Origin of the sequence: Streptomyces sp. NPDC001728, from assembly GCF_040297565.1 — a bacterium.
Lineage (GTDB): Bacteria > Actinomycetota > Actinomycetes > Streptomycetales > Streptomycetaceae > Streptomyces.
The window spans coordinates 189,310-204,862 of record NZ_JBEOZK010000009.1; the positions used below are offsets into that span (position 1 = coordinate 189,310).

Annotated in this window: 10 protein-coding genes and 3 tRNA genes; 6 read left to right on the top strand and 7 right to left on the bottom strand. The window is 71.2% G+C overall.

From position 1 onward, the window contains the following. Positions 1 to 16 precede the first annotated feature (16 nt). Both ABT154_RS16400 and ABT154_RS16405 read left to right on the top strand, forming a co-directional pair. Positions 17 to 961 (top strand): hypothetical protein, encoded by a 945-nt coding sequence (locus ABT154_RS16400; RefSeq protein WP_351857504.1) that lies wholly within the window; start codon positions 17 to 19, stop codon positions 959 to 961. Between the two features lie 168 nt (positions 962 to 1,129). Next, positions 1,130 to 3,310 (top strand): FG-GAP repeat domain-containing protein, encoded by a 2,181-nt coding sequence (locus tag ABT154_RS16405; RefSeq protein WP_351857505.1) that lies wholly within the window; start codon positions 1,130 to 1,132, stop codon positions 3,308 to 3,310. A gap of 260 nt (positions 3,311 to 3,570) precedes the next feature. Here ABT154_RS16405 and ABT154_RS16410 read toward each other — a convergent pair. The 3 genes from ABT154_RS16410 to ABT154_RS16420 all read right to left on the bottom strand — a co-directional run bounded on the left by ABT154_RS16410 (position 3,571) and on the right by ABT154_RS16420 (position 3,960). Beyond that, positions 3,571 to 3,644, bottom strand: a tRNA-Ile gene (locus ABT154_RS16410). Between the two features lie 165 nt (positions 3,645 to 3,809). Continuing rightward, positions 3,810 to 3,882, bottom strand: a tRNA-Asn gene (locus ABT154_RS16415). 5 nt (positions 3,883 to 3,887) lie between these two features. Further along, a tRNA-Asn gene (locus ABT154_RS16420) sits at positions 3,888 to 3,960 on the bottom strand. 170 nt (positions 3,961 to 4,130) lie between these two features. On the opposite strand from ABT154_RS16420, the gene ABT154_RS16425 reads away from it, so the two are divergent. The 4 genes from ABT154_RS16425 to ABT154_RS16440 all read left to right on the top strand — a co-directional run bounded on the left by ABT154_RS16425 (position 4,131) and on the right by ABT154_RS16440 (position 9,646). Beyond that, the gene (locus ABT154_RS16425; RefSeq protein WP_351857506.1) at positions 4,131 to 4,442 is read left to right on the top strand and encodes a YtxH domain-containing protein; all 312 of its coding nucleotides are present in this window, start codon (positions 4,131 to 4,133) and stop codon (positions 4,440 to 4,442) included. A gap of 30 nt (positions 4,443 to 4,472) precedes the next feature. Next, positions 4,473 to 5,912 (top strand): FGGY family carbohydrate kinase, encoded by a 1,440-nt coding sequence (locus ABT154_RS16430; RefSeq protein ID WP_351857507.1) that lies wholly within the window; start codon positions 4,473 to 4,475, stop codon positions 5,910 to 5,912. A 75-nt stretch (positions 5,913 to 5,987) separates the two neighbouring features. Continuing rightward, positions 5,988 to 7,721: an ABC transporter ATP-binding protein gene (locus ABT154_RS16435; RefSeq protein ID WP_351857508.1), complete on the top strand. Its 1,734-nt coding sequence runs from the start codon at positions 5,988 to 5,990 to the stop codon at positions 7,719 to 7,721. Further along, positions 7,721 to 9,646, top strand: a complete 1,926-nt coding sequence (locus tag ABT154_RS16440; protein ID WP_351857509.1) for an ABC transporter ATP-binding protein — start codon at positions 7,721 to 7,723, stop codon at positions 9,644 to 9,646. The genes ABT154_RS16435 and ABT154_RS16440 overlap by 1 nt, the downstream gene beginning before the upstream one ends. Before the next feature lie 85 nt (positions 9,647 to 9,731). Here the strand turns inward: ABT154_RS16440 and ABT154_RS16445 are convergent, their stop codons facing one another. The 4 genes from ABT154_RS16445 to ABT154_RS16460 form a co-directional block, all read right to left on the bottom strand. Beyond that, positions 9,732 to 10,784 carry an RNA polymerase sigma factor gene (locus ABT154_RS16445; RefSeq protein ID WP_351857510.1) on the bottom strand — a complete coding sequence of 351 codons (1,053 nt, stop codon included), beginning with the start codon at positions 10,782 to 10,784 and terminating at the stop codon, positions 9,732 to 9,734. Positions 10,785 to 10,858: 74 nt separating this feature from the next. Next, entirely contained in the window at positions 10,859 to 12,748 is a 1,890-nt protein-coding gene (dnaG, locus tag ABT154_RS16450; RefSeq protein WP_351857511.1) for a DNA primase, read from the bottom strand. Positions 12,749 to 12,814: 66 nt separating this feature from the next. Further along, positions 12,815 to 14,077 (bottom strand): NAD(P)/FAD-dependent oxidoreductase, encoded by a 1,263-nt coding sequence (locus ABT154_RS16455; RefSeq protein WP_351857512.1) that lies wholly within the window; start codon positions 14,075 to 14,077, stop codon positions 12,815 to 12,817. 117 nt (positions 14,078 to 14,194) lie between these two features. Then, complete coding sequence (locus ABT154_RS16460; RefSeq protein WP_351857513.1) at positions 14,195 to 15,541, bottom strand: deoxyguanosinetriphosphate triphosphohydrolase; 1,347 nt, start codon at positions 15,539 to 15,541, stop codon at positions 14,195 to 14,197. Positions 15,542 to 15,553: the final 12 nt, after the last annotated feature.

Below are 15,553 nucleotides of genomic sequence, written 5' to 3' on the forward strand. Positions count from 1 at the left end.
CTCAGGGAGCCCCACTGTGAACCCCGTACGCTCCGCGCGTCCGAAACTGCGGCGCGCCAAGGCCGCCGCCGCCGTCGCCCTCGCCACCGCCCTCGGCGCGGGCACCCCGGCCTCCTCGGCGAGCGCCGCGCCGTACCCGTCCTACCCGCCGAAGAACATGCACGGCCTGAAGAACCCGTTCATCTCCCCGGACCTGCTCGCCCGGGACGCCTCCGGGAAGGTGTGGAGGATCGGCAGCGTCCGGGACGCGAGCGGCAAGAACTTCACCGCCGCGGGGGCCCCGGTCCTGGAGGGCGGCGGCTGGAACGCCTACGACCGGATCGAGATGATCGGCGACGTCACCCCGGACGGCTACCCGGACGCCGTCGCCCGCGACCGCGACGGCGTCCTGTGGAAGTACACCGCCAAGTCCAAGTCGTACGCGGGCTCCTTCTGGACCCGCACGAGGATCGGCGGCGGCTGGAACACGTACACGATGTTCACCGGCGGCAGCGACGTGCGTTACGACCTCCACCCCGACCTCGTCGCGGTCGACAAGCGGGGCGACCTGTACCTCTACGAGGGCTCCGGCGGCGCGGGCGAGCGCACGTACCTGCCCCGGCGCAGGATCGGCCACGGCTGGGGGATCTACGACCGGATCACCGCCGTCGGCGACATCGGCGGAGCGGGCGCCGGTGATCTCGTCGCCCGCGACAAGGACGGCGTGCTCTGGCTCTACCTCGGCAAGGGCGACGGCACCTTCGCCCCCCGCACGAAGATCGGCGGCGGCTGGAACGCCTACGACGACGTCATCGGCATCGGCGACGCCGACGACGACTGGCGCAACGACCTCTACGCCTACGCTCCGGACGGCACCGGGTACCTCTACCGGGGCAACGGCGAGTGGAAGGCGCCCTTCGAGGACCGTGTCGCCAACACGACCCTGAAGGACTCCGGGATCAAGGCCGCTCTGGTCTTCTGACCCCGGCCACGCCCGATCCGTCCGACGGCGACCGGTTCGCCCCGGTCGCCGTCGTCCCCGGCGTCTCGGTAGTACAACCTTTCGGCATCCTCAGGGGTCTCGCGGGTGGGACGGAACCTCCGTCACACCCGCATCTCCTTCACCGGCCCTGCCTACGAGGATCACGCCATGACTCTCCCCCTCCGTCCGACCCGTCGCGCGCTCGCCGTCGCGGCCGGGACGGTGCTCGCGGTCACCGCCGGGGTCGCCCTGACGCCGCCGGCCGTCGCCGCCCCGGCCGTCGCCGCCCCGGCCGCCGTCGCGGCGACGGGCGCCACCGAGCAGCTCCTGCCGCTGCCGGGCACCCTCGCGGGAACGGGAACGAGCGGGTACCTGACCCGCGAGGACCTGGGGAACGAGGGCGTCTTCTTCCGCTGGGTCCGCTACTCCGACGGTGCGGCGACCCTGGTGCCCAACGACTACACCGTGCGGCACCTCAACGGCTCGGACAGCGTCGTCTCCGAGGACCGCGAGACCGCGACGATCCACGACATGACGACGGGCACGGTCGTCCGGACCGTCCCCAACTCGGCGCTGTACCAGCAGTACGTCCTGGGAGCCGTCGGCTCCACCCTCCTGTCCCTCTCCACGGACGGGACGACGGGCTTCCAGAAGCTGCGCGTGTACCGCCCCGACGCGACCACCCTCGCGACCGGCCTGCCCGCCGATGCGAAGAGGGTCGCGGTCGGGACGGTCCGGGGCGGCACCGTCGCCGTCAGCTACGAGGTCGACAGCGTGCCGTACAAGGCCGTGCTCGACCTCGCGACGAGCACGCTCAGCGGCGCCGAGCGCTCCCCGTTCCCGCTCAACGCCTGGGCCGGCGACCAGTCGGAGACCACCCGCGCCTGGCAGAAGAGCAACAACGCACCCCTCCTCATCGAGGACCTGAGGAGCGGCGCCCGGTCCTCCGTCGACCTCGGGAACACCTACCGCCCGGTCGTCCGCGTCCTCGGCGACTGGGCGCTCTTCGCCGACGCGCGGAACTTCTACGAGCCGTCCCCGGTCCAGGCGCTCCGCGCGCGGACCGTGTCCGGCGAAGAGGTCCGTCTCCTCGACACCGTCACGAAGGCCGTCGACGAGCCCGACGGCTCGCTCCTCGTCCAGGGCGGCACCCTGGCCGACGGCCAGGGCCTCTACCGGGTCCGCGTCGGCGCCGACGGCAGGCCGGCGGCGACCAGGATCGCGTCCAGCGGCAAGCCGGTGAAGCTCACCTTCGGGCCGTCGAAGATCCCGGTGGTGCTCGACCTCGACAAGAACCGCACCGGGGTGGACCTCGACTGGCCGCTGTCCCGGCTCAACGCCGAAGTCACCGTCACCCTCCGCCACCAGCGCACCGGCAAGGCGCGCACCACGGTCCTCTACCCGTCGAACAACGACTACGTCGCCGAGAACCTGGTCCGCTTCGCCTGGGACGGCACCCTCGACAGCGGCGAGCGCGCCTTCAACGGCGCCTACGACTGGACGGTGACCGCCACCCCGCGGGACGGGCTCGGTCCGGCGGCCACGGCCTCCGGCTCGTTCACCGTCGCCCGCAAGGCCAACGCGAGCGACCTGACGGACAACGGGTCCCCCGACCTGATCGTCCGGAACAACGGCGACCTCTACCGCCTGGACCTCACCCACTCGGATCTGCCGGGCTTCGGCACCGTCCGCACCGAGATCGGCTACGCCTGGGGCCTCTACGACCGCGTCGAGACCACCCGGAACATCGCCGGCTCGGCGCTGCCCGACCTCGTCGCCCGCGACAAGAAGGGCGGCCTCTGGCTCTACCAGGGCGACAGCTCGGGCGGGTACGGCGTCCGGAGCTGGATCGGCGGCGGCTGGCAGGTCTACGACCAGATCGCGGCCGGCTCCGACCTGAACCGCGACGGGCGCCCCGACCTCGTCGCCACCGACAGGACGGGCACCCTCTGGCTCTACCAGGGCACCGGCGTCGCCAAGGCCCCCTTCGCTCCCCGCACGAAGATCGGGCACGGCTGGAACACCTACGACCGGGTCGCCGCGACCGGAAACATCGGCGGCGACCCGTCCGGCGACCTCGTCGCCCGCGACCGGTCCGGGGTCCTCTGGCTGTACCTGGGCCGGGGCGACGGCACCTTCGCGGCCCGCACGAAGATCGGCGGCGGCTGGAACGCCTACAACGACTTCAGCTCGGTGGCGGACGCGAACGGCAACGGCGTGGACGACCTCGTCGGCGTCAACAGCCTCGGCGACGCCAAGCTCTACCTCGGCACGGGCAACTGGCGTGCGCCGTACACCCGCCCGCAGGAGCTCAGCGGCGGGGACTACGACGACAGGCTGCTGGGCTGACCGACCCGGGCGCCCCGGCCGCACGGCTCAGCGAGCCTGCGGCCGGATGTGCGGCGTGTCACACACGGGATCCGCGGGATCCTCATGGGACCATCGACGTGGTTCCGCCTCGACGCTCCGGCCCGTACCGCGGCTCAGAAGGTACGGATGGGACGAGGCAGGCCGGTGACGCCCGTTCCGCCACACCGGCGCGAGACGATCACCGCGCGCGGAACCACCCCTTCGGGGGCGTTCTCGCAGGTCAGAACGCCTTTCTACGGTGGGGCGGGTGGGACTCGAACCCACGGCCGACGGATTATGAGTCCGCTGCTCTAACCGGCTGAGCTACCGCCCCGTACGGTGAGGCGCGTACATGTGTGCGCGCCGTCTGCCGCAGCATAGCCGCTCATACGATCTCCTGCTCCGGAAGATCGGCTCTGCTGACCATGAAGACTTCGCCGCGTCGCGCATGGTTCCCCGAGACGCGAAAAAGGACCCCTGAGGGTCCTCTTTCGTTCCGCTCCCCCGGCTGGACTCGAACCAGCAACCCTCCGGTTAACAGCCGAATGCTCTGCCAATTGAGCTACAGGGGATCGCGCTCCCCCGACTGGACTCGAACCAGTAACCTGCCGGTTAACAGCCGGCTGCTCTGCCAATTGAGCTACAGGGGATTGCTGCGTTGCACCGAACGGACCCGGTCCGGTCGTACCGGGAGGGCGCTCGCTCGCTGCGAGACATACATTAGCGCAAGCAGGGGGGTGCTCCGCCAATCGGTATCGCCGTCGGCACCGCCCGGGCACCCGCGATGCATCAGCGAAGCTCTCCAGGGAAGGTGGTGGCCATGCGATACAAGCTGACGTTCGTCGTAGGACTCGCCCTCGGTTACGTGGTCGGCACGCGTGCCGGACGCGAGCGTTACGAGCAGATGAAGCAGTCCGCCAAGGACTTCACGCAGAACCCGGCCGTGCGGAACGCCGCCGAGTCGGCCGCCCAGACCGGGCGGCAGGCCGCGGGCAAGGCCGCGCACGTCGTGGGCGACAAGGTCGGCGACCGGCTGCCGTCCTCCCTGACCGACCGGTTCCAGGCCCTGTGCGGCCACGGACGGTCGAACGGAAGGGTCGAGGACGACGACTGGGGCACCAGCAACACCTGAACCGTCCCGCGTGCGGCAGAATCAGGTGTCATGGGGATAGTCGCCGGACTCGACAGCTCTGCGGAGTTCACACGCATCGTCGTCTGTGACACGGACACGGGTGCCGTACTGCGGCAGGGGTACGCCCCCCATCCGGGCGAACCCAAGGCCGTCGACGTCGACCCGCAGACCTGGCTGCTCTCGCTCGGGGAGGCCGCCACCGGCGGACTCCTCGAGGGCGTGCAGGCCATCGGCGTGTCCGCGCAGCAGCACGGACTCGTACCGCTCGACGCGCAGGGCGGCCTGGTGCGGCCCGCGCTCGTCCGCAACGACAAGCGGGCCCAGGTCGCCGCCGCCGACCTCGTCGACTCGCTGGGTGGCCGGCAGGCGTGGGCAGAGGCCGTGGGCTCCGTGCCCGGCGCCGGACAGCCGGTCGCCAAGCTGCGCTGGCTCGCCCGCACCGAACCCGAGCACGCTCGTCGGATCTCGATGGTGCTCCAGCCGCACGACTGGCTGGTCTGGCAGCTGCTCGGCCGGCCCGCGCGGCGCACCACCGACCGCGGCGCCGCCTCCGGCACCGGTTACTGGTCGGCCCGCACCGGCACCTACCGCCCCGACCTCGTCGAGCTGGCGCTCGGGCACCAGGCCGTCCTGCCCGAGGTCCTCGGGCCCGCCGAGGCGGCCGGCACCACCCCCGAGGGGCTGCTGATCTCCGCCGGCACGGGCGAGACGATGGCCGCCGCGCTCGGCCTCGGTCTCGGCCCCGGCGACGCGGTGGTCTCGCTCGGCGCCTCCGGTTCCGTGATGGCCGTCCACCACGAGGCCCTCTCCGACCCCAGCGGCATGATCACCTCCTTCGCCGACGCCACCGGCATGCACCTGCCCGTCGTCCACACCTCCAACGCGGTACGGGTGCTGCGCGGCACCGCCGAGATGCTGGACGTCGAATCCCTCGACGAGCTGTCGGCGCTCGCCCTGAAGTCGACCCCGGGCTCCTCCGGGCTCGTCCTGCTGCCCTATCTGGAGGGCGAGCGGACCCCGAACCTGCCGCACACCGCGGGCACCCTCAGCGGACTGCGGCGGGCGTCGATGAAGCCCGAGCACCTGGCGCGGGCGGCGTTCGAGGGGATGCTCTGCGCGCTCACCGACGCGATGGACGTGCTGCGCGGGCGGGGCGTCGAGGTGCGGCGGGTCTTCCTGCTCGGCGCCGCGGCAGCGCTCCCGGCGGTGCAGGCGCTCGCTCCCGCGCTGTTCGGCGCCCAAGTCGTCGTCCCCCAGCCGGCCGACTACGCGGCGCTCGGTGCCGCCCGGCAGGCCGCCTGGGCCCTCGGGGTGGCGAAGGGCACGCTGTCGCCGTCCGCTCCCCCGGCCTGGCAGGGCGCCGCCGCGCAGATCCTGGAGCCCGGCGAGGAACTGGCGACGGGACAGGCCGTACGGCAGCAGTACGTGGCGACGCGGGACCAGCTCCACCCCGGCGCCTTCGCTTCGTAAAGTCTTGCCCAGGGCTCGGCCCGCGCCCCAAAACCGAGTCGTAACGCACCGGGGGCGCGGGCGATAGTAGAAGCCGTGCTCATAAGACTTCTCCGAACCCACCTCGGGCCCTACCGAAAACCGATCGCACTGCTCGTCCTGCTGCAGTTCCTGCAGACCTGCGCGAGCCTCTACCTGCCGACCCTGAACGCGGACATCATCGACAACGGCGTCGTCGACGGGGACACCGGCTACATCCTGCGGTTCGGCGCACTGATGGTCGGCGTGTCCGTCGTCCAGGTCGTCTGCAACATCGGGGCCGTGTACTACGGCGCCCGGACCGCCGCCGCCCTGGGCCGGGACGTGCGCGGCGCGGTCTTCGACCGGGTGCAGTCCTTCTCGGCGCGGGAGCTGGGGCACTTCGGCGCGCCCTCGCTGATCACCCGTACGACCAATGACGTGCAGCAGATCCAGATGCTCGTCCTGATGGCGTTCACCCTGATGGTCTCCGCGCCCATCATGTGTGTCGGCGGCATCGTGATGGCCCTCGGCCAGGACGTGCCGCTCTCGGGCGTGCTGCTCGCCGTGGTGCCGGTCCTCGCCGTCTCCGTCTCGCTGATCGTGCGGCGGATGCGACCGCTCTTCCGCACCATGCAGACGCGCCTCGACACGGTGAACCGGGTGCTGCGCGAGCAGATCACCGGCAACCGCGTCATCCGTGCCTTCGTGAAGGACGGATACGAGGAGGAGCGGTTCCGCGGCGCCAACGCGGACCTGACCGATGTGTCGATGGCGACCGGCCGGCTGATGGCACTGATGTTCCCGACGGTGATGACCGTCGTGAACGTCTCCAGCGTCGCCGTCGTCTGGTTCGGCGCGCACCGCATCGACAGCGGCGGGATGCAGATCGGCGCGCTGACGGCCTTCCTCGCCTATCTGATGCAGATCGTGATGGCGGTCATGATGGCCACCTTCATGTTCATGATGGTGCCGCGGGCCGAGGTCTGCGCCGAGCGCATCGAGGAGGTCCTCTCGACCGAGTCGAGCGTGGTGCCTCCGGCGGACCCGGTGAGGACGCTGGACCGGCGCGGTCATCTGGAGGTCAGGAGCGCGGACTTCCGCTACCCGGGCGCGGAGGAGTCCGTCCTCAGGAACGTCGAGCTCGTGGCCCGCCCCGGGGAGACCACCGCGATCATCGGCTCCACCGGCAGCGGCAAGTCCACCCTCCTCGGACTCGTCCCCCGGCTCTTCGACACCACCGGCGGCGAAGTCCTCGTCGACGGCGTCGACGTCCGGAAGCTCGACCCCGAACTCATGGCCAGGACCGTCGGACTCGTCCCCCAGAAGCCGTACCTCTTCTCCGGGACCGTCGCCACCAACCTCCGCTACGGCAAGCCCGACGCCACCGACGAAGAACTCTGGCGCGCGCTGGAGACCGCCCAGGCCGCCGACTTCGTACGGAAGCTGGAGAACGGCCTCGACGCCCCGATCGCCCAGGGCGGCACCAATGTCTCCGGCGGCCAGCGCCAGCGCCTCGCCATCGCGCGCACCCTGGTGCAGCGGCCCGAGATCTATCTGTTCGACGACTCGTTCTCCGCGCTCGACTACGAGACGGACGCCCTGCTCCGTGCCGCGCTCGCCGAGGAGACGGCCGAGTCGACCGTCGTCATCGTCGCCCAGCGGGTCTCCACCATCCGTGACGCCGACCGGATCGTCGTCCTCGACGCGGGCCGGGTCGTCGGCACCGGACGGCACCACGAGCTGATGGCGGACAACGAGACGTACCGGGAGATCGTGCTCTCCCAGCTCACCGAGGCGGAGGCAGCCTGATGGCCGGTCCTGGCGGACGCATGATGGCCGGTGGCGGCCCCGACCAGCGGTCGATGGACTTCAAGGGCTCGGGCAAGCGGCTGATCAAGCAGCTGGCGCCCGAGCGCGGCGCGCTCTGGGTGATGCTGATCGCCGGTGTGCTCTCGGTGGCGGCCTCCGTGGTCGGCCCGAAGATCCTCGGCAAGGCGACCGACCTCGTCTTCGCGGGCGTCCTCGGGCGCCAGATCGAGGGCGGTACGAAGGCGGAGGCGATCGCGCGGCTGCGCGCCTCGGGCGACTCCGGCATGGCGGACATGCTGTCCGGGGTCGACTTCACGCCGGGGCAGGGGATCGACTTCTCCGCCGTCGGCGACGTGCTGCTCGTGGTCCTCGGCGTGTACGTGGCGGCGGGCCTGCTCATGCTGGTCTCCACCCGCATGTCGATCAAGGTGATCAACCGGACGGTCTACCGGATGCGGGAGGACGTCCAGACGAAGCTGGCGCGGCTCCCCCTGTCGTACTTCGACAAGGCGAAGCGCGGTGAGGTGCTGTCGCGGGCGACCAACGACATAGACAACATCTCGCAGACGCTCCAGCAGTCGATGGGGCAGCTGATCAACTCGCTGCTCACCATCGTCGGCGTGCTGGCGATGATGTTCTGGATCTCGCCGCTGCTCGCCCTGGTGGCGCTGGTGACGGTGCCGGTGTCGGTGTTCGTCGCGGCGAAGATCGGCAAGCGCTCGCAGCCGCACTTCGTGCAGCAGTGGAAGTCCACGGGCACGCTCAACGCGCACGTGGAGGAGATGTACAGCGGGCACACCCTGGTGAAGGTCTTCGGCCGGCAGGCGGAGTCCGCGAAGGACTTCCGCGAGCAGAACGACGCTCTGTACGAAGCCGGTTTCAAGGCGCAGTTCAACTCCGGCGTCATGCAGCCGGTGATGTTCTTCGTCTCGAACATCAACTACGTCCTGGTGGCCGTCGTCGGCGGTCTGCGGGTGGCGAGCGGCACGCTCTCCATCGGTGACGTACAGGCCTTCATCCAGTACTCGCGCCAGTTCTCGATGCCGTTGACGCAGGTCGCGTCGATGGCGAACCTGGTGCAGTCGGGCGTCGCCTCGGCCGAGCGGATCTTCGAGCTGCTCGACGCCGAGGAGCAGGAGCCGGACTCCCCGACGAGCGCGCACCCGGCGGACCTCAAGGGCAAGGTCGCCCTGGAGGGCGTCTCCTTCCGCTACGAGGCCGACAAGCCGCTCATCGAGGACCTGTCGCTCACCGTGGAGCCGGGCCAGACGGTCGCGATCGTCGGCCCGACCGGCGCGGGCAAGACGACCCTGGTGAACCTGCTCATGCGGTTCTACGAGGTGACCGGCGGCCGGATCACCCTCGACGGGGTGGACATCGCCGCGATGACCCGGGAGCAGCTGCGCTCCGGGATCGGCATGGTCCTCCAGGACACCTGGCTGTTCGGCGGCACCATCGCCGACAACATCGCGTACGGCGCGACGCGCGAGGTGACCCGGGAGGAGATCGAGGAGGCGGCGCGGGCCGCGCATGCCGACCGGTTCGTCCGCACCCTGCCCGAGGGCTACGACACGGTGATCGACGACGACGGGGCGGGGGTCAGCGCGGGCGAGAAGCAGCTGATCACCATCGCGCGGGCGTTCCTCTCGGACCCGGTGATCCTGGTCCTGGACGAGGCCACCAGCTCGGTCGACACCCGTACCGAGGTGCTGATCCAGAAGGCGATGGCCCGACTCGCCCACGGGCGTACCTCGTTCGTGATCGCGCACCGGCTCTCCACGATCCGGGACGCGGACGTGATCCTGGTGATGGAGAACGGTTCGATCGTCGAACAGGGCACGCACGAGCGGCTGTTGTCGTCGGAGGGGGCCTACGCCCGGCTGTACGCGGCACAGTTCGCGCAGGCGGTCGCCGAGGTCGACTGACCGGGCAGGTGACCCGTGCCGCATGATGTGCGGCACGGGTCACCTGAACCGAGCCGCGGCGCAGACCGTGCCGGTCCGACAGGCCCTAGTCCAGATAGCCGCGCAGCTGGTCCGCGTAGGCGTGGTCGCGGAGTTTGTTGAGGGTCTTGGACTCGATCTGGCGGATGCGTTCGCGGGTCACGCCGAAGATGCGGCCTATCTCCTCCAGGGTGCGGGGCCGGCCGTCGTCGAGGCCGTAGCGCAGCTGGACGACCTTGCGTTCGCGTTCGCCGAGGGTGGAGAGCACGTCCTCCAGGTGGCGGCGGAGCAGCAGGAAGGCGGCGGACTCGACGGGTGAGGCGGCGTCGCCGTCCTCGATGAGGTCGCCGAGGGCGACATCGTCCTCCTCGCCGACGGGGGCGTGCAGGGAGACCGGTTCCTGGGCGAGGCGGAGGACTTCGCCGACCCGCTCGGGGGCCAGGTCGAGCTGAGCGGCGACCTCTTCGGCGGTGGGTTCGTAGCCGCGTTCCTGGAGCATCCGGCGCTGGACGCGGATGACCCGGTTGATGAGTTCGACGACGTGCACGGGGACGCGGATGGTCCGGGCCTGGTCGGCGAGGGCCCGGGACATCGCCTGGCGGATCCACCAGGTGGCGTACGTGGAGAACTTGTAGCCGCGCGCGTAGTCGAACTTCTCGACGGCCCTGATGAGGCCGAGGTTTCCCTCCTGGACGAGGTCGAGCATGGTGAGGCCGCGGCCCACGTACCGTTTGGCGACGGAGACGACGAGGCGGAGGTTGGCCTCGATGAGCCTGCGCTTGGCGATCCGGCCGAGGACGACGATCCGGTCGAGGTCGCCGGCCAGTCGCGAGTCCAGGTCGGGGGTGCTGGTGAGCTTCTCCTCAGCGAAGAGTCCGGCCTCGACCCGGCGGGCGAGGTCGACCTCCTCCTCGGCGGTGAGCAGGGGGATGCGGCCGATCTCGCGGAGGTACTGGCGGAAGAGGTCGGAGGAGGGCCCGTTGCCTCCGGGTTCGGGCCGGCGTCGCTGCGGCACCGCCGCCGCCCCCTCCGTGTCCTCGCCGGGTTCGGCCGGTTCCTGCGGCACGGTCTGGGTCTGCACGGCGGGCGACCTCCTGGAGGGGCGGAACGACTCCGTCATCCAGTGTGGGGTACGACACACCGAGGCCACGAGGGGCGTGCGGTGACTTTTTGAGACCGGGAGACTACCGGACGTCAGAGTGCGCCGGCACCGTGCGTCTTGAGGGCCGTCTTGTACTGCTGGAGGACGAAGACCTCCTGCTGCGCGGCGGCCTGCTGCTCCGGGGACACCGAGCCCAGGCGCTTCAGGGCGGAGTTCAGCTGGTCGATGCGGCGGTCGACGGCACGGAGCCGGACGGCGGCGAGCTGTTCGGCCGCGTAGACCTCGTCGACCGCCTTGGCCGCGAAGATCGCTTCGACGGCGAGTTCGGTGACGAGGGAACGGACCGTGTCGTTGGGCGCGGCCTCGCGGACGACGTCGAGGTAGTCGGAGGGGGCGCCGTCGGCGCCGCCGGCGTCCTGGATGCACTGGCGGACGGCCGCGTAGGGCGGTGCGGTGAACTCGTCGGTGCCGTAGGCGTCGAAGAACGGCGAGACCAGCTCGGGGCGCTGGAGCGCCAGCTTGAGGAGTTCCCGCTCGGTGCGGTGGGCGGGGCTGCGCAGGTTGAGCGCGGGGCCGGACTGCGCCGCCGGTGCCTCGATCTGCGGTGTCTCGCGGCGCGGCCGGTCGGCCGTCGGGCCGCGTCCGCCGCGGTCCCGCTGCCACTGGGCGACCCGGCTCACCCGCTGGACGACGAACCGCTCGTCCATGATGCCGAGCATGCCGGCGAGCTGTACCGCGACGCCGTGCCGTACGGCCAGGTTCTTGAGCTTGGCGACGATCGGGGCGGCCTCGTCCAGCGCGGCGGCCTGGCCTCCCGCGGTGTCGAGGTCGTAGCGCTTCACGATCTGGCGGAGGGCGAACTCGAAGAGCGGGGTGCGGGGTTCGGCCAGTTCCGCGACGGCCGGGTCGCCCTTGGCGAGCCGCAGGTCGCAGGGGTCCATGCCGTCGGGGGCGACGGCGATGTACGTCTCGGCGGCGAACTTCTGGTCGTCCTCGAAGGCGCGCAGGGCGGCCTTCTGGCCGGCGGCGTCGCCGTCGAAGGTGAAGATGACGCGGGCCGAGCCGTTGTCCATGAGGAGGCGGCGGAGGATCTTGATGTGGTCGCCGCCGAAGGCGGTGCCGCAGGTGGCGATGGCGGTGGTGACCCCGGCGAGGTGGCAGGCCATGACGTCGGTGTAGCCCTCGACGACGACGGCCCGGCTGACCTTGGCGATGTCCTTCTTGGCCAGGTCGATGCCGTAGAGCACCTGGGACTTCTTGTAGATCGGGGTCTCGGGGGTGTTGAGGTACTTGGGGCCGTTGTCGTCGTCGCGGAGCTTGCGCGCGCCGAAGCCGACGATCTCGCCGCCGACGTCCTTGATCGGCCACATGAGGCGCCCGCGGAAGCGGTCGATGGGGCCGCGGCGGCCGTCCTGGGAGAGCCCGGAGAGGATGAGTTCCTTGTCGGAGAAGCCCTTGCCGCGCAGGAAGCGGGTGAGGTGGTCCCAGCCGGCCGGGGAGTAGCCGACGGCGAAGTGGGCGGCGGCGGCCTGGTCGAAGCCGCGCTCGGCGAGGAACTTGCGGCCGATCTCCGCTTCGGGCGAGTCGAGTTGGTCGACGTAGAACTGGGCGGCGGCCTTGTGCGCCTCGACCAGCCGAATGCGCTCGCCGCGCTGGTGGCCGGGGTTGTAGCCGCCTTCCTCGTACCGCAGGGTGATGCCCGCCTTGGCGGCGAGGCGCTCGACCGTCTCCGAGAAGGAGAGGTGGTCGATCTTCATCACGAAGGCGATGGTGTCGCCGCCCTCCTGGCAGCCGAAGCAGTGGAAGAGTCCCTTGCTGGGGCTGACCTGGAAGGAGGGCGACTTCTCGTCGTGGAAGGGGCAGAGGCCCTTGAGGTTTCCGCCGCCCGCGTTGCGGAGCTGGAGGTACTCGGACACGACGGCGTCGATCGGGACCGCGTCCCGGACCGCCTTCACGTCGTCATCGTTGATCCTGCCTGCCACGCATGAAGTGTACGGGGGTCCGGGGGTCGCCCCCCGATGATGTGCGGTCGGGGGGCCGGGGGTCCCCTACGGAGCCAGGTTCTCCAGGGGGACGGAGGAATCGGCGAGGGCGTCGGCATCCACGGCCGTGCGGGAGCGGATGAGCCGCTGGATCGGCTCTGTGACGTCCCACACGTTCACGTTCATGCCGGCGAGGACCCGGCCCTCCTTGAGCCAGAAGGCGATGAACTCGCGCTTGCCGGTGTCGCCGCGGACGACGACCTGGTCGTACGAGCCGGGGGGCGCCCAGCCGGAGTACTCCATGCCCAGGTCGTACTGGTCGGAGAAGAAGTAGGGGACGCGGTCGTAGGAGACGGGCTGTCCGAGCATGGCGCGGGCGGCGGCCGGGCCGCCGTTCAGGGCGTTGGCCCAGTGCTCGACGCGCAGCCGGGTGCGGAGCAGCGGGTGGTGGGCGGCGGCCACGTCCCCGGCGGCGTACACGTCGGGGTCGGAGGTGCGCAGCGACTCGTCGACGGCGATGCCGCCGCCGTCGGCGCGGTCGACGAGGGCGAGCCCGGAGTTCTCGGCGAGGGCGGTGCGGGGGGCGGCGCCGATCGCGGCGAGCACGGCGTGCGCCGGGTGCTCCTCGCCGTCGTCGGTGCGGACGGCGAGGACCATGCCGTCCTGGCCGACGATCTCGGTGAGCCGGGCGCCGAAGTGGAAGCGGACGCCGTGGTCGCTGTGGAGGTCGGCGAAGAGCTGGCCGAGCTCGGGGCCGAGGACCCGGTGCAGCGGGGTGGGGTCGGACTCGACGATGGTGACCTCGGCGCCGTAGCCGCGGGCGGCGGCGGCGACCTCCAGGCCGATCCAGCCGGCGCCGGCGATGACCAGGTGGCCGTTGTCGCGGCCGAGGCCGGTGAGGACCTGGCGGAGCCGGTCGGCGTGGGCGAGCCGGCGCAGATGGTGGACGCCCGCGAGTTCGGTGCCGGGGACGTCGAGGCGGCGGGGCTCGGCGCCGGTGGCGAGGAGCAGTTTGTCGTAGCGGATGACGGTGCCGTCGCCGAGGCGCACGGTGCGGGCCTCGCGGTCGACGGCGGTGACGGACTGCCCGAGGTGCAGTTCGATGTCATGGCCCGCGTACCAGGCGGCCTCGTGGACGAAGACGCTGTCGCGTTCCTTGACGCCGGTGAGGTACCCCTTGGAGAGGGGTGGGCGCTCGTAGGGGTGGTCACGTTCGTCGCCGATGAGGATCACCCGGCCGTTGAACCCCTCGGCTCGCAGGGTCTCCGCCGCTTTGGCCCCTGCCAGGCCCCCGCCGACGATGACAAAGGTCTGATCTGCGTCGACCACGTCGTTTCCTCCTCTTTGCGACCGGTTCCAACCTACGCCCCCGGGAGTTCTCAGGGCCGTACCGCCTCGGGGCGTGCATGCGAGCGTCCCGTACGGAGCCGGGTGACGGAAGAGGACCTACGCGCGGTGCGGGCGGAGGTGGGCGTGGAGGGCTCGGGCGGAGGCGTCGGTGAGGGAGGCGATCTGGTCGATGATGACGCGCTTGCGGGCCCGGTCGTCGCGGGCCGTGTCGAAGAGGGACCGGAACTGGGGTTCGAGGCCGTCGGGGGCGCGGACGACGAGGGCCTCGGCGAGTTCGGCGACGACGACTCGCTGGTCGGCGCGGAGGGCCTCCTGCTGGGGGCGCTGCATCACGTACCGGTCGGCGACGGCCTTGAGGACCGCGCACTCGTTGCGCGCCTCGCGGGGGACGACGAGTTCGGCGCCGTAGCGCGTGAGGCGCCCGGAACCCCAGGCCTCCCGGGTGGCGCCCTCGGCGGCCAGGCAGAAGCGGCCGATGAGCTGGCTGGTGGCGTCCTTGAGGCGGGCCTGGGCGACGGCCGAGCCGTCGTAGCCGTGCGGCCACCACTCCTGGTCGACGAGCCGGTCGAGGGCCTCGGCCAGCTCCTGCGGGTCGGTGTCCCCGGGTACGTAGCGGCCGATGGCGACCGCCCAGATGTCGGCGCGCTCGGGCTCGGCGAGCAGCAGGTTGGGGTCGATGTGCCCGGCGTGCAGACCGTCCTCGAAGTCGTGCACCGAGTAGGCCACGTCGTCGGACCAGTCCATGACCTGGGCCTCGAAGCACTTGCGGTCGGCGGGGGCGCCGCGCCTGATCCATTCGAAGACGGGCAGGTCGTCCTCGTACACGCCGAACTTGGGCGAGCCGGGGTCCTCGGGGTGTCCGCCGCGCGGCCAGGGGTACTTGGTGGCGGCGTCGAGCGCGGCCCGCGTGAGGTTGAGCCCGACGCTGACCAGCTCGCCCTCGTCGTCCTTCACGAAGCGCTTGGGCTCGATGCGGGTGAGGAGGCGGAGCGACTGGGCGTTCCCCTCGAAGCCGCCGCAGTCCTCGGCGACGTCGTTGAGCGCCTGCTCGCCGTTGTGCCCGAAGGGCGGGTGGCCCATGTCGTGGGAGAGGCAGGCGGCCTCGACGAGATCGGGGTCGCAGCCGAGGGCGGCGCCCAGCTCGCGGCCGACCTGGGCGCACTCCAGGGAGTGGGTGAGCCGGGTGCGGGGGCTGGCGTCCCAGGCGTGGCCCCGGGTGCCGGGGGTGACGACCTGCGTCTTGCCGGCGAGCCTGCGGAGCGCGGCGGAGTGCAGCACGCGGGCGCGGTCGCGCTGGAAGGCGGTGCGGCCGGGGCGTTTGTCGGGCTCGGCGGCCCAGCGCTCGGTGGCGGCCGAGTCGTACCCCGGGGTGTCGGTGAGGTGCGTGGGGTCCTGGCTGTCCTTGATGTCCGCGCTGTCCGCGCTGTCTGTGATGCCTTCCATGACTCGAAGGTA

What these genes read in the sequence shown, in the direction of transcription:
- ABT154_RS16405 (WP_351857505.1), top strand. Translation starts at nt 1,130, where the DNA reads ATGACTCTCCCCCTCCGTCCGACCCGTCGCGCGCTCGCCGTCGCGGCC.
- ABT154_RS16425 (WP_351857506.1), top strand. Translation starts at nt 4,131, where the DNA reads ATGCGATACAAGCTGACGTTCGTCGTAGGACTCGCCCTCGGTTACGTG.
- ABT154_RS16430 (WP_351857507.1), top strand. Translation starts at nt 4,473, where the DNA reads ATGGGGATAGTCGCCGGACTCGACAGCTCTGCGGAGTTCACACGCATC.
- ABT154_RS16440 (WP_351857509.1), top strand. Translation starts at nt 7,721, where the DNA reads ATGGCCGGTCCTGGCGGACGCATGATGGCCGGTGGCGGCCCCGACCAG.
- ABT154_RS16445 (WP_351857510.1), bottom strand. Translation starts at nt 10,784, where the DNA reads ATGACGGAGTCGTTCCGCCCCTCCAGGAGGTCGCCCGCCGTGCAGACC.
- ABT154_RS16460 (WP_351857513.1), bottom strand. Translation starts at nt 15,541, where the DNA reads ATGGAAGGCATCACAGACAGCGCGGACAGCGCGGACATCAAGGACAGC.